Raw genomic sequence first — 14,533 nt, 5'->3', positions numbered from 1 at the left:
ACCTTATTAATCGCACTGCTTACTTCCACGCTGATGGCTAATCTTTACGTGGGTGAGATTCGCACTCACTGGTTCTTACGCACTTATCTTGGCGCACCATAAATTCTCCTTCTAAAAATTCTCATTCTAATTAAATATTAAGCTAATATAGATTAGTAAGCAATTATTATGACATTATTTTGTTAAAATATAAATTCATTTAATAAATATTTATTTACATGTAACTTTAAATCTTCTAATAAGGATCTATTTTATTTGAAAATCAATTTATTGGTGACTCATTTGAAAAGGTTTTTATTACACTTGTTGAATTGGCAATTGATACAATCTTTCCACTATTATTATCCCAGGCCAGGTATTTTCTATATCAAAAATAAAACTATCTGTAGGTTTAATAAAATGATTTCCTAATTTTGCTTTTATTCTTAAATTTTGATCTTGAATTAAAATATCCATAAACAAGGGGGTAGTTCCTTTGTTCTTTTTAAGTATTTCTTCAAGTAAGAATAAATTTTTCGACTCTTTTAAAAAATCTTCATCTGTATTTAATATGATACGTTTTACAAGTTCAATTCTTTTATTGGAAATTCGATCAATACTTTGCACAATTCCTTTGACACTTCCTTCTTCTATTCCCTTTTTAATTTTGCACTCAATAAGCAATGCTTCACCTATTTTAATAGGTTCTGTTAAAGCAGTAAATTGTTTGCTAAATAAAGTAACTTCTAACTCACCATAGCCATCTTCAATTTTTAGAACTAAAAAAGGGTTTCCATCTTTATTCTTTTTTTCTAAAACCATAGATACTATGCCAGCTATTTTAATTGCTTTTCTTTTATAATCGGGAACATTTTCTGGCTCTAAATAAAATGCTGTTTGATCAAGAGTAATTTCGGTAATTTCTTTTATGTCTTCTCTTAATAAATCAGCGGGATGACCTGTCATATAAAAGCCAAGCGTAGAAAACTCATGGCTTAATTGTTCTTGATAATTCCAAGGTTTTGTTTCTTTTAATTGAACAGCAACCAAATGGTTTAATATTTTATAGGAACAGTTCTCCGTTTTAATTAATGTAGGAATTGCTTTTGGACAAAATTCAAACTTATTTTTAGATTTTTTATTTGTTTTTGTTTCTTTAATAGGTTCTTTTATTTTTTCTGTTTTTGAAGGGGTGTGCTCAATAATACCAAAAATATCATAACCTGTGCTTTCATCGCGTTCTGCTTCTTTTGCAATCGTGCGCATCCAGGAATCTGAGTTTGTTAATAATTCAGCTCGATTTGATGCGATGGAATCGAAAGCGCCCGCCTTAATTAAACTTTCCACTACTTTTTTATTTAATTTTCTAGCATCTAATCTAGCAATAAATTCGGGAACGGTAGAGAAAATACCACCATTTTCTCGCTCAGAAACGATCATGTTTATAATACCAGAGCCAAGTCCTTTAATGGCACCTAATCCAAATTGAATGACTTTATCTTCTGGAATACTAAATTCAAATCGAGAGTGATTTACAGAAGGAGGTAAAATTTTGATTTTCATGCGTTTGCAGTCACGGACATATCCAACAATTTTATCCGTGTTATCCAAGTCGCATGTCATAATTGCAGTCATAAATTCGGTTGGATAGTATGTTTTTAACCAAGCAGTTTGGTACGTTACCCAACCGTAAGCGGCTGTATGACTTTTGTTAAAGCCATATTCTGCAAACTTAGCCATAAGATCGAATAAGTCAGCAGATTTTTGTGGGTCATGTTTGTTTTCTGTAGCACCACTAACGAAACGGCTTTTTTGTCTTTCCATTTCATTTTTGTCTTTTTTACCCATGGCACGACGTAATAAATCAGCTTCACCAAGACTATAATTTGCAAGTACAGCTGCAATTTTTTGAACTTGTTCCTGATAAACAATAACTCCATATGTGTCACTTAATATGGGTTCTAATTCAGGAAATGGGTATTCAACTTGGGTCTCTCCATGTTTTCTTTTTACGAAGTCTTCTACCATCCCTGAGCCTAGAGGGCCTGGTCTAAATAATGCTAAAACCGCAATAATATCTGTAAAACAAGTTGGTTTTAAATCGGCAATGAGTTTTCTCATGCCTGTGGACTCGAGCTGAAATATTCCAGTAACATGAGCTGTAGAAATCATTTCATAAACTTTTTTATCTTCAAGTTCGATATATTCTATATCAAGTTTTGGATCTTTTTGTTTATGAATAAGTTTTACAGCATTATCAATAACGGTAAGGGTTTTTAAACCTAAAAAGTCAAATTTTATCAGTCCAATTTTTTCTGCATATTTATTTTCAAATTGAGTTAATAACTGACCTTCCGTTTCAAGCAAAGGACAACGTTCATCTAAAGCTCTATCTGAAATAATAACTCCAGCAGCATGGATGCCGAGTGAGCTTAGTGTCCCTTCAACTTCAAGTGCACCTTCCCAAAGATTTTTTGCTCTTTCGTCAGCTTCAATTCTTTGGCTAATTTTTTCTTCTTCTTTAATTGCTTGTTCTAAAGTAATACCAGGCGATTCTGGAATTAATTTTGCAAATTCATTGCTGTCATGAAAAGACCAGCCATTAATTCGTGCCAAGTTTTTTAAAGCATTTTTTGCCATCATTCGGCCAAAAGTAACAATTTGTGATACAGCTCTGTTGCCATATTTTTGATAAACATAATTTAATACTTCTGCTCGTCTATCTTGGCAAAAGTCTGTATCAATATCGGGCATAGAAATTCGATCGGGATTTAAAAATCTTTCAAACAACAAATTAAATCGTATGGGATCAATATTTGTAATTCGTAAAGCATAAGTAACAACACTCCCTGCAGCAGATCCACGTCCTGGGCCAACAGGAATATTGTTTTCTTTAGCCCAATTGATAAAGTCTTGGACTATTAAAAAGTAACCAGAAAACTTCATTTTTAAAATAACTGACAATTCATAGTCGAGTCGTTTTTTGTAGTCTTCCCAAATTTCTTCTGAAAATTTATTTCCCATCCATAAAGCAACGGCGCTTTTTCTCATTTCAAGACCTTCTTTTGAAAGTCTAACAAGGCAATCGTCCGATGTTTCATGTTCAAATTGCCTGTAATCCGGCATAAAAATACTTTTTGTATCAATTTTTACTTGGCATCGATCTGCAATTTTTTTTGTATTTCTAATGGCATCGGGGTATGAGGAAAATTTATTTATCATTTCTTCAGAGGTAGCAAGATGAAATTCAATTTCATCAGGAATGCCTCTTACATCTGATTTTTGCAATTTATTTTTAATTGCAAGAAGAGACATATGTGTTTCTTTGTCTTTAGGATATAAATAATGAACATCGGCACTGGCAACAATTTCAATATTTAATTTTTTTGCAAGTGCGACAAGATGATTTATTAAAAATTTTTGTTCAGGGATTCCATTATCAATAAGTTCAACAAAAGTATTATTTACACCAAAAACTAATGCTATTTTTTCTAAGTATAAAGCTGCTTTGTTACTTTCTTCTAATAATAAAAGTTTAGATAATTCGCTTTTCATGCAGCTTGTTAAACAAATAATGCCTTCAGAATGTTTTTTTAACTCATCCCAAGAAACATTTGTAGAGTCAGGAAATAGAGCATTTTTTCCTGATGTATTTGCTATTGTGCAGAGTTTTATTAAGTTTGAATAGCCTAAATCATTTTCTGCTAATAAAATTAAATGTGTTACTTGTTTTTTATCATCTAAAAAAACAGGCTCTACATTTATTTCGTATCCTATAATTCCATTTATTTTTTCAGATTGGCAGGCTAAATAAAACTCAAGAACCCCATGCATACCATCATGATCAGTTAGAGCCGCTGCTTTAGCGGCTCTTTTGCTGAGTTCTTTTACGAGCTTTTTAACTTTTATAGAGCCATCTAAGAGAGAATATTCCGAGTGAATGTGGAGGTGAACGAACTCATCTGTTAGCTGCACGATAGATTTTCTCTTATGTTTTTAAGTTAGCCACCCATTGAAGGAGATTCGTCGGAAGATTTTTGATTGGCAATGCGTTGGCGAACTTCATTATAGCACTTATCATAAGCTATGCACCAAGCATGGCTGTATGGTTCTTCTCCGCTTTTCTTATTAACGATTTTTTCAACAGCTTCAATAATGCGATCGTCTTCTAGGCGGAAACGATGGATAGCGCGGGCAATACAGTTTTGAACCTTCATGTCTTCGCTAAAGAAATCAAGGCTATCGATCTTCCAGATTGCTTTTAAAACTTTTTCAGCAAGGGAGTCGGCACGTTCTGGATCATCTCCAAGAATGACTCTTTTTGATTTTGCTAAACGAATTTTCACTTCGTCTACAAGATTTTCATAGCTTTTGCCCGATGATTTTGCAATTTGGCTTTGCTGTTGAACAAGGCGTTCGGCTTCACGAGAGAGTCTGTCTTCTGTTCTGGAATCATCTTCAAGAACATTTGTGATTTGTTCAATCACTTTTTCTTCAATTCGTTCTTCGGTATCATAGTCAAGTTCGATATGACCAGAACACTTTAGCACTTTAAATACACGCTCTGCGAGACGTTCGAGTTGTTCTGATGAGAGTTTCATTGTTTGATACCTTTCTTTCATTTGGTTTATTTTGTGACAAATAATCTTCAACCCTTAAAGGGTTCATGCACTTATTATAGTTATCTAATCTGAAACAAGCGTCAATCAGATTTCTTACTTGAGTCGAAGTTTTTAGCTTGAAGCTGATCTAAAGAAGCCTGGGCTTGTTTGCTTTCCATTTCAAAGTTTTTATCATCTGAGCTTATTTCTATAAATTTTTTGTAGTAAAAAGCGGCTTTTTTAGGGTCGTGGTTGGTATAAATTTTACCCAATAGAAAAAGAGTTTCAGGATAATCGGGTTCAGAAGAGTATGCTTTTTCTAGTTTGCCTCTTGCTTGAATTGTATTGTTCGTTTTGAGGTCACATTTGGCGGAATCGGTTAAGGTTGGTGCTAGAAAAGGCCTTGATTTTAATACAATATCAAATATTTTTTGTGCTTTATTGCAATCATTAATTCCGGCATAGGCGTTTCCTAAAACGTTTAATAAAAGAATTTTTTCGGTTTCCGCCGTTGTTTGGTCGCGACTCACAATTTTGTATTCGGATTTTTCAAATTCTTGCATTTTTTTAATTGCTTTTGTATATCGCTCTTTTTTTACATCAATGCTTGTCATAATCAGCATTAGTTGAAGATCTAGGGGATTTTTATCATAACTTTTTTTGATTAAATTTTCGGCTTGATCGTAATTCCCGATTTTGAGATAAACCCAACTTAAAGATTTAATCGTTCTAAGATCATTTGGATTTAAATTTAAAGCATATTGATAAGCTTTGATAGATTCTTTTTCAAAACCAATACCTCTATTCGCTTCTCCTAAAAAGTAATAAAGTTCGGAATCTTTAGGATAATTTGGGGCAACATCATTTAATAAAGCAACTGCTTCTTTATATTTGCTAATTTTAACAAGCACCAATCCGAGGTTTCTTTTCGCTGTATTGGAATTGGGTTCTTGCTTTAGGGCAAGCTTGTACTGCTCTGCTGATTTTGTAAAATCCCCTTTTTCTGCATATTTATTGCCTGAAATGATATAATTAATGCTATTTGATGAATTCGAAGGAGTGCTGCAACTACTTAAAGTAGTTATTGAAAAAGTTAATGATAATATTGTTAAAATAAAGTTATTTTTCATTCCGTCTGTCCTCTCCGCCAAATTTCAATTTTGGTTTTTCCATAAACGCGCTCATCGTCTTTTGTCCAACTCTGAAAATTGGATTGTAATAGAATTTTAGAATTTGTGGGCATTTCAAAAATGACAGTGCAAAATTGATTGCAAATATCAGATTGCTCAATTTCCAAAAGCGCATTTTCATACCAATTTGAAAGATAAGGAGGATCAATAAATATAATATCAATTTTAAAATCGAAATTACTAGAATTTAAAAACTTGGAAGCATCTTGTTTAAATAATAAATAATCATTTGAATTTATTTTTAAATTATCAAGATTAAATTGAATATTTTTAGCAGCATTTATGTTATTTTCGACAAAAATAGCTTTATTAGCTCCTCTGCTTAAGCATTCAATCCCTAAAGATCCGCTTCCAGCAAAAAGATCTAATATGTTTGCATTTGGAATTTCATTTGAAATGATATTAAAAATACTCTCTTTCACTCTATCTGATGTTGGTCTTGTAACATCATTTCCTGGTAGGGTATTTAAAAGTCGGCGTTTGTATTGTCCAGCAATTACTCTCATTATTTATGCCTTAGGATTCTTCGCTTTGAAGGGCTAAGTTTAGCTTATCAAAGAAATATTTATAAGATTGGATGTCAAAATGATTATCATCAATTTGATTGATAGGAAGAATTCCACGAATTGATGAAATAATACCGCATCCTTTAACAGAGGATATATTTGTACGATTTAATTCGCTCCAGTCAAATGATATTTTCATTTTTTTTAATCCAGAGATAAGTCTACTTAAAGTAACTCCAGCAAGACAGGATCCATTAAATGCAATAGATCTTACTATTAAATCTTCATTAAACCATATAAAGTTTGATGTTGTAGATTCTGTTATTATATTATTTGAATTATAAAATAAAGCGTCATTGAAGCCTGCAAGTCTAGCTTTTTCTATAGAAATTAAATTATATAAATAAGAGCAGCTTTTTATTTCGATAAGAGCTGGTGATCTTAGATCAGGAATAGATTTCAATGAAATTCCATTTGCATAATTATCCGTTGTTGGTCCTGATACATTCCTACAAATAATGATAATATTAGATTTTGGTAACAATTCATTTTCTTTTTTAATAATAAGATCAAAAGAATTTCCGCCAGTAATGATAATTCTTAATTGAGCTTTTTCATTTATAACACCCGATTTTTTTATATTTTCTTTAACAGCTTCAGAGGCCCATTCAAAAAGTAAATTTTCATTTGGTATTTGAATAAATGCTTCTTGGCAGCTAAATTTCATGCGATCGAAATGATAATTCCAGCTAATGATATTTCCATTTTTAATAAGTAAGGTTTCAAAAATAGAATGTCCAAATAAAAATCCTCTATCGGATAAAGAAACTTTTGCCTCATTTAGATCCGTTATTTGTCCATTGATATTTGCAATTCCAGTATAATCGCTTTTCATGAGAGTCTCCTTTTGAAAATCCATAGTTACAAAACTTAAAATTTGTAAGGATCCTTTTTTAGCTGAGAACATATTAAGTGAACATGGCAATGAAATCGAGTTATTTTTTTTTTTTTTTTGGTCAGAATTTTTGAGAATTTTAAAAAATTAAGTTTTTTTCTCAAATATTGAATTTGACATTATTTTTAGCATGTTCCTAGATAAAGTTGAATTGCCAAATCTAACGAAAGCAAGAAAACGTGTTGAAAGCAATAATAACAAATCAAATTAGTCAGAGGGTAGCTGCACAATATTAAAAGAATTTAAAATTTACTTTTTAAATAAAATTCAGATTTTTTGGATATTAGAATTGGGATCGCCATGAAAGGATCTTGTTTTTCTAAAGATTTTTCAACTACTTTTTTGTTAAAGTAATTTTGAAATACTTAACTATTTTAGCATTATTAAGAATCATTTTCTTTTTATTGTATGTTTCATCGTTATAAACTTTCTGCAAACTCAGCTGTTTTAGGACCTAAAACATTTATAGAGGCAGAGTTTTTTGTTTTCGATTCTTCTAAATCATCTTTATTTGCTAGACTCCAAGAAGGAGTAACTCCTGCGGCAGTCCCAATAACATACAATTCTATTGTATTTCCTTTATTATCTTTTAACTTTCTTGCAATATTTCTTCCTTTTTTATTTAAAACATTGGAGAAATAATCTTTAAGTTCATCTTCAGCAATATTTTTATTTAGAACTGGTGATATAATTTGATTGATATTTAAGCTATATCCAGAAGTTAAAATAATATAATTTGCTTTATATTCTGTATTTTTCTCATCAGTTAGAGAAACAATATTTGTTTTTTTGTCATATTCAATTTTATTAATATGATTTGAAATTGGAGATAACTTATTCAAAATCTGATTATTAAAAAGGTCTATATAAAAATCCTTTTTAAAAACTTTATAACGTGGTTTGATATTTGAATCATTTATAAAAGAAACTCCAGTTGTATGTTTTTGGGCAAACCAATATATTTTACTTATATTATTTTTTATAGATGAATTCACATTATTATATGCAAGACTAGGAGCTTGATTATATAAAAATTCAACTATAACATTTGCAGCATCCCCAGCGCCAATTACAGCTAAATTATTATTTGGATTTGCCAAAGTATTATAAACATTTTTACCATTCTTTTTCCAAATTTGATTTATTTTTATTAAATCATCAAAAGTTATAATATTCGGTAAACAAGATTCATTTGTGCAAGTTTCGGCAATTTTTAATTGTTCATTTTTTAACTCTTCTGAGGAGATATTTTCAAATTTTGGTGTACCTAATCCATTTGAAATAATAACTTTTTCTGAATAAAAAGTGGCGTTATTATTTAAAAGAACTTTGAATAAATTTTTGTCAGATAGATATTCTATTTTATCTATTTTTGTATCTAAAAGAATATCAGTATTTGAAACAAAAGAATTATATACAATTACTTGCCATAGTTTTTGAGCTATATAAAATTTATCTGTTGATTCTCCAAGATCTGATAAAATAATAGGACTATTTTTTAAGATATTTGTTGAACTATCGTTAGTTTCGCCTTCAGGTGAGTTAATTAAATAGTCAGTTGAATTAAAATGTTCAGAAATAGATTTAGAAGAATCTATAGTTAATATTTTTGCGTTAGGATGTTTTATTTTATAATTTCTACTAAAAATTGAACTATGTACACCACTACCTATTATGAATATATTATAATCTGCCTTAATATCAGAATTAGAGACATCTTTTATAGAAATGTTATTTTTATTATTCAAAATATTTTTATGTATTTCTTCTGCTAAATTTTCGGAACATTCTTCTTTTTCTTTCATAGATGAAATTGAATTAATAATACTATGAACTATTTTAGAGTTTTCAGTTGAATTAGCTTTAAAAATAATTTCTCTACGATTGCATAAATTTGCTGTAGCATCACTAATTTTGAGATCTTTTTTAGTAAAATTTATTTGTTTTCTGTTACTATATTTATGATTTAATTTATTATTTTCTGATAATTTATTAGAGTTGGTTTTCTTGCAACTTATAATAAAAATACAAGATAATATCGATATTATTAATGCTATTTTTTTCATATTTCTTCCTTATAAAAATATTATTTATTAAAATATATAGAATTCTAATAAATAAATGGTCAATTTCAGTAATAAATTTAAAAATATAAGTCAAGATCTTTTGTTATGAAAAATAATATAAATGAAATATAATTATAGCGTGATATTAAATATTGAATAGGATATGATTTTGGAATTGTTGCCCATAAAAATTTGTATTACCAAATATAATGAAGAATTTAAAAATATTGAAAAAAATAGTAACAGTTTTTAATATTTATTTTTTAAATTAAATTCTGATTTTTATGGATGCAAATTTGGAAGATACGAAAGGGTTCGTCACTGAGAAATCTTCCAACAGAATTTGGTTCTTATTCAACAATTTTTAATAAATTTAATCATTTATCAAAAGTTATTCTTAAAAATTTGTGGAGATTTAGAATTGGAACTTTATGGATACATTAAGCGTTAAAAAAAATTAACATTCACTTTATTCATGCAATAAAAAATTAAAATTTATTGCGAGAATGTTTATTAATAATGTAAGAAAAATAAAATTATTTTTCTTACATGTTGGAATCCTAAAGAATTTGTTTTGGAGGAAGGATAATTGTATGATAGTAATAAAATTGCGAATCAGCTTATAGAAATAAGTAGTGCTGAAATATTCATTGCTATTAGTGCATATCATGCTTAAAAAGTAAAAAAAAATTACAAGAAAAAGGCATTTAAGCTATAATTCCTTAGAAATAAATTCAATTAAAAAACAAATGAAAAATTGGACTATTTTTTATTCAAATTAAGATATTCCATTAAGAGTATATTTGCTTAATTAAAACATTATATAAACATCACAACCTGTTACGTTAAGAAAAATGTAACTTGTTTTTTGCGAATTATTTAGGGTATATTTTTAAAATAATTGTTATGATTGAAATAAAGATAAATTTATGAGGAATCATAAAAAAACACCTCAAGTACTTTTTTATGATAGGAGAAACCCACTTCCTAAAAAGTGGATGCTTCGTGATTTCTCTTTAGGCTTCCCTCAATCGTACTTAGCCGGAGGGCGTGCGCACCAAAAAACCTTTAGCTTCCTAATACATTAATTGTAGGTTCTGCCATATTATTTAACAAAAACTACTCGAGGCTAAGCTAATTATGCAAATAAAATGATTTAGCGTCAAGTTAATTTTTCCTTTTTTTTAACGATTTTTTATTTTGGATTTAACAAAACTGTTTATTTTTTTTCCAATCTGATTAAAGTTTTTTCATTTTTCTCCGAAATGTATGAGTTGTAAAAGGAGACCTCATATTGGGGGATACTAAGTGGCTGAAGAGATTGAATTCAATTTCGATCATTTCGAAAACCTTAATATTGTTAAGAGATTAAAACAAATCATTGGAAGTTGGTGGAATATCCAATTAAATTTCACAGATGAAAAAGGATTTTTAAGAGGAGTCCCTCAAGGTAAATTTTTTAATCCCAAAAACCCAATATGCAAATTAATAACTGAAAATAATGAGGCATTTAAAGATTGTGTAAATGTTGCCAGAGTAACAACAATTGAATCTGAAGAAGCAAATGAACAATTAGTTTCAACATGTCATGCAGGTTTTTCTACTATATCATTACCATTAAAATTAGGTGATAAATACTTAGGATGTATTTTTGCAGATGGTTTTATAATTGAAGAGACTGTTGAAGAACAAAAAAATAAATTACGTAACTATTTAAAAAAATCATTTCTAAAAGAATCCACAGAATTAGAATCTTATATTAATGAATTACCTGTTTTATCAATGAAAGAAGTCAAATATTTAGAAGAGCTTTTACAAGTAGTTCTTGATGAAATTATTCAACTAAGAAAATCAATTTTAGATAATAAAGATGAAATAAATGCTATTTCAACTAGCTTAAAAAAAGATTGGAATTTTAATAATATCGTAGGAAAAAGTTCGGCTATGCAAGAAGTTTTTAAACTATTATCTAAAATAAGTGACAGCGAAGCTACGATATTAATTACGGGAGAAAATGGAACTGGTAAAGAAGGAATAGCTAAAGCAATTCATGTAAATTCTAAAAGAAAATCTAAAAATTTTATTATTCAAAATTGCGGTGCTATAAATGATAACTTATTAGAAACAGAATTATTTGGACATGTTAAAGGATCTTTTACCAATGCAATAAAAGATAAAAAAGGTTTGTTTGAGTTAGCTGATAAGGGAACGCTTTTTTTAGATGAAATAGGTGACACTTCGACAACAATGCAGGTTAAATTATTACGAATATTGCAAGAAGGTACTTTTATTCCTGTTGGTGGCTCAGAGCAAAAACAAGTAGATGTAAGAATTTTAGCTGCAACAAATAAAAATTTAGAACTCATGGTAAAAAATGGTACTTTTCGTGAAGATCTTTATTATCGATTGAATGTAATTAATGTTAAATTACCTTCATTAAAAGAAAGAATTGAAGATATTCCTCTTTTAATAAAAAAATTTTTAGATAATTATAGCAAATTAAATAATACAAAAGTTAAAAAAATTTCATCTGGATGTTTGTATCGAATGGAAAAATATGCTTGGCCTGGTAATGTAAGAGAATTAGAAAATGAAGTAGAAAGGCTTTGTGTTTTGTCTGGAGAAAATGAAGAAATTAGTGATGATTTACTTTCTGAAAGAATTTTTGGAATTCAAGATAAAGAAGAAAAATTTAAAGGAATTAATAAAGAAGGAAATTTAAAAGAAGCTATCGAACAACTTGAAAAAGAAATGATATATGCCAATTTAGAAAAAGAAAATTGGAATAAAAGCAAAGCTGCAATAAAGCTTGGGATAAGTAGGGCAAGTTTAATTATGAAATGTGAAAAGTATCATTTAGATAAAAAATCCAGAAAATTAAATATAGAAGAGAATGATTCTCTTTAAGGCATTCTTCTATTCATTGTAAAAATCCCAAAAACTTGCTAAAAACATTTAATTGATTTTTAAAGTAAAGAAAATCAATTAAATGTTTTTGTTTTAGGAATTGATATGAAAATACATATTATTATTTTAATTAATACCTTATCCTTTTCTATCAAAGTATATTCAAATAGTTTAAATTCTTTGGATATGTTTTTACCCAAGGATAATATAGGTTATGAAGTTTCTGAAGAATCAGATGTATCTGTTAAATCTAGATATGAAAAAATAGAAGGAGATTTAAATATTTATCCTACAAAAGATTATTTAAAAGATATAAAAAAACCTAATTATAGATATGATCAAAATATTCATGAACAGTGTAATTTCCCTTCATTTAAAAATAATTATTCAATAAAATTCAAGGATGGAGTTGAGTATTCAAAATCGTATTCTAGTTTCGAAAATCAAAAAATTGATCCAAATAATTATTCAATAAAATTCAAGGATGGAGTTGAGTATTCTAGTTTCGAAAATCAAAAAATTAATCCAAATATTTATGAAAATAAGGAAAAAAATAATGATGATATAAATCAATTATATTATAAAAAATATATATATAGGTCGGACAATGATATAGAAATTTGTCCACCAATACATCCACTAATAAGGTAAATTAAATTAAATCGTTTTCTAATGTATACCTAATTGCATATATTTCATTATTGTTTAAATTAAATCTTTTCTTAGAGTCTAATTCATGATTGTAAGCTTCTTTTTCAGCCATATAAGATCCATATCCTAAATTATCATAATTTAATTTAGATGTGTTGTGATAGAAGTTTACAAATAATTTTTCTGGTACTCTTTTTAAAGTATATAAATAATTTAATATTTCAATTTCTAAAAAGGATTGTTTCCCATGAATTTCTATTTCATGAGCCAAAGTAGAACCTAAAATGCCCCAACTTTCAAAAGCCATTTTTCCAATTAAAACTTGTTTATTTTTTGAAAAGGCATTTCCTAAAGTAAGTCCTCTGTAAGGCAATTCATCATTGTATATTGGATTTTCTATATTTTCATCAATATCTATTGAAAAGAGTGCCATAGCAAGGTCTATGTTATCATTTGAATTTGTAGGCACTTCTTTTGGATAAATAACGGAAATATCAGCCATATTTTTTTGTAATAATGCGTATTTTTTTCTTTCTTGAAAGCTTAAAAATAAACAATAAAATAATGAAGTTATGAATAACAAAGGAATCCATAAATTTGTGAATGAAATGTTACTTATGTGCTTTTTAATTGAAAAATTCATTATTTAACTCACTTTTTGGGAAATAGAGAGGAATAACATGAATCGTTATTCTTAAATATGTATAAGAAAGATCTGTGCCAAATTTTAAAAATACTTTAATATCATGGCCTTAAATTGATTTTGATATTTTAAAAGTCTGTATCTGAAATAATTTGTCAATAATATAAACAAATAAATTAGAGTGTGTATATAAAATACACACTTGCTTTTATAATAATTAAATGAAAGATATTTTATGTTTATAAGATATATAATGAAATTATTTGTATTATTTCTGTTTTTAATGACAAATTCTAAGGTTTTTAGTGTTGAAAATTCATTTAAAATACTTGATGATACTTTGTTATTATTTGAAAAAAATGAAAATAATTTAAATTCGGATCAAATTGAAAAAAATTTGATTGATTTAAAAGAGTCAATTCAACTTGACTTAAAAATAGGAAATGCAGAAACTCCAATAAACATTTATTTGTTTTTAAACGGTATTATTAAAGATGATATTTATTCTTTACAATCTTTGTTATCTCAAAATGAAACAAAAGAGCTTCCCAAAGAAATATCTAAACATATTAATTATTCTATAGCCAAAAAATTAGCTTTAGGTTTAAAAGAAAATAGAACTGTTTTAAAAACTAAAATTATGATTGATCGAATACAAAATAAAGAAGATTGTTTATTATATATTAACGGTACTCAGTATAAAAATGTAAATTTGTTTTATACACCTTCAGGAATACCTATTTATCTTGGTCTATATTGTAAAGATGATAGTTTTGAAATTCAAAAAATACACCCATCAGAATCTCAAGAGATCTTGAAAGTATCTTTTAATCAATTTCAATTTAAGCAAAAAATCCCAATATCACTTCCAAATCCATTTAAAGCCAAAGAAAAAAATAATGATTTAGAACTGATCTTCCCCCAATTTTATAGACACAATTAACCGACCTTTTTCATTGGTCTAGTTATTTCAAATATAACTGGAGACAGATATCCATTCGACGAATGCTTTCTAACACGATTGTAGTAAACTTC

At 28.1% G+C, this 14,533-nt stretch carries 10 protein-coding genes and 1 other RNA gene; 3 read left to right on the top strand and 8 right to left on the bottom strand.

Annotated elements, in window-relative coordinates:
- Positions 1–297: 297 nt before the first annotated feature.
- The 7 genes from dnaE to ssrS all read right to left on the bottom strand — a co-directional run bounded on the left by dnaE (position 298) and on the right by ssrS (position 10,431).
- Entirely contained in the window at positions 298–3,954 is a 3,657-nt protein-coding gene (dnaE, locus tag ACIQ56_RS07705; protein WP_397600489.1) for a DNA polymerase III subunit alpha, read from the bottom strand.
- Positions 3,955–3,980: 26 nt separating this feature from the next.
- Positions 3,981–4,580 carry a DUF507 family protein gene (locus ACIQ56_RS07700; protein WP_161998113.1) on the bottom strand — a complete coding sequence of 200 codons (600 nt, stop codon included), beginning with the start codon at positions 4,578–4,580 and terminating at the stop codon, positions 3,981–3,983.
- 101 nt (positions 4,581–4,681) lie between these two features.
- Positions 4,682–5,710 (bottom strand): tetratricopeptide repeat protein, encoded by a 1,029-nt coding sequence (locus ACIQ56_RS07695; protein ID WP_397600488.1) that lies wholly within the window; start codon positions 5,708–5,710, stop codon positions 4,682–4,684.
- Positions 5,707–6,276, bottom strand: coding sequence for a 16S rRNA (guanine(966)-N(2))-methyltransferase RsmD (gene rsmD / locus ACIQ56_RS07690; RefSeq protein WP_397600487.1), 570 nt, complete (start codon positions 6,274–6,276; stop codon positions 5,707–5,709). Before rsmD ends, ACIQ56_RS07695 begins: the two co-directional genes overlap by 4 nt.
- Positions 6,277–6,286: 10 nt before the next feature.
- Positions 6,287–7,171 carry an aminotransferase class IV gene (locus tag ACIQ56_RS07685; protein WP_397600486.1) on the bottom strand — a complete coding sequence of 295 codons (885 nt, stop codon included), beginning with the start codon at positions 7,169–7,171 and terminating at the stop codon, positions 6,287–6,289.
- 479 nt (positions 7,172–7,650) lie between these two features.
- Complete coding sequence (locus tag ACIQ56_RS07680) at positions 7,651–9,297, bottom strand: hypothetical protein (protein WP_397600485.1); 1,647 nt, start codon at positions 9,295–9,297, stop codon at positions 7,651–7,653.
- Between the two features lie 944 nt (positions 9,298–10,241).
- Positions 10,242–10,431: non-coding RNA, 6S RNA (gene ssrS, locus ACIQ56_RS07675), on the bottom strand.
- Positions 10,432–10,605: 174 nt separating this feature from the next.
- Here ssrS and ACIQ56_RS07670 point away from each other — a divergent pair.
- Both ACIQ56_RS07670 and ACIQ56_RS07665 read left to right on the top strand, forming a co-directional pair.
- Positions 10,606–12,204: a sigma 54-interacting transcriptional regulator gene (locus tag ACIQ56_RS07670; protein ID WP_397600484.1), complete on the top strand. Its 1,599-nt coding sequence runs from the start codon at positions 10,606–10,608 to the stop codon at positions 12,202–12,204.
- Between the two features lie 105 nt (positions 12,205–12,309).
- Entirely contained in the window at positions 12,310–12,855 is a 546-nt protein-coding gene (locus ACIQ56_RS07665) for a hypothetical protein (RefSeq protein WP_397600483.1), read from the top strand.
- Between the two features lies 1 nt (position 12,856).
- On the opposite strand, the gene ACIQ56_RS07660 is transcribed toward ACIQ56_RS07665, so the two are convergent.
- Positions 12,857–13,498 (bottom strand): hypothetical protein, encoded by a 642-nt coding sequence (locus ACIQ56_RS07660; protein ID WP_397600482.1) that lies wholly within the window; start codon positions 13,496–13,498, stop codon positions 12,857–12,859.
- Between the two features lie 253 nt (positions 13,499–13,751).
- Here ACIQ56_RS07660 and ACIQ56_RS07655 point away from each other — a divergent pair, with 253 nt between their 5' ends.
- Entirely contained in the window at positions 13,752–14,441 is a 690-nt protein-coding gene (locus tag ACIQ56_RS07655; RefSeq protein WP_397600481.1) for a hypothetical protein, read from the top strand.
- Positions 14,442–14,533: the final 92 nt, after the last annotated feature.

Source organism: Silvanigrella sp. (assembly GCF_044369315.1).
Taxonomy (GTDB): domain Bacteria; phylum Bdellovibrionota_B; class Oligoflexia; order Silvanigrellales; family Silvanigrellaceae; genus Silvanigrella.
This window is presented reverse-complemented; position numbering and strand designations above follow the sequence as displayed.

What these genes read in the sequence shown, in the direction of transcription:
- ACIQ56_RS07700 (WP_161998113.1), bottom strand. Translation starts at nt 4,580, where the DNA reads ATGAAACTCTCATCAGAACAACTCGAACGTCTCGCAGAGCGTGTATTT.
- ACIQ56_RS07695 (WP_397600488.1), bottom strand. Translation starts at nt 5,710, where the DNA reads ATGAAAAATAACTTTATTTTAACAATATTATCATTAACTTTTTCAATA.
- rsmD (WP_397600487.1), bottom strand. Translation starts at nt 6,276, where the DNA reads ATGAGAGTAATTGCTGGACAATACAAACGCCGACTTTTAAATACCCTA.
- ACIQ56_RS07685 (WP_397600486.1), bottom strand. Translation starts at nt 7,171, where the DNA reads ATGAAAAGCGATTATACTGGAATTGCAAATATCAATGGACAAATAACG.
- ACIQ56_RS07680 (WP_397600485.1), bottom strand. Translation starts at nt 9,297, where the DNA reads ATGAAAAAAATAGCATTAATAATATCGATATTATCTTGTATTTTTATT.
- ACIQ56_RS07665 (WP_397600483.1), top strand. Translation starts at nt 12,310, where the DNA reads ATGAAAATACATATTATTATTTTAATTAATACCTTATCCTTTTCTATC.
- ACIQ56_RS07660 (WP_397600482.1), bottom strand. Translation starts at nt 13,498, where the DNA reads ATGAATTTTTCAATTAAAAAGCACATAAGTAACATTTCATTCACAAAT.
- ACIQ56_RS07655 (WP_397600481.1), top strand. Translation starts at nt 13,752, where the DNA reads ATGAAATTATTTGTATTATTTCTGTTTTTAATGACAAATTCTAAGGTT.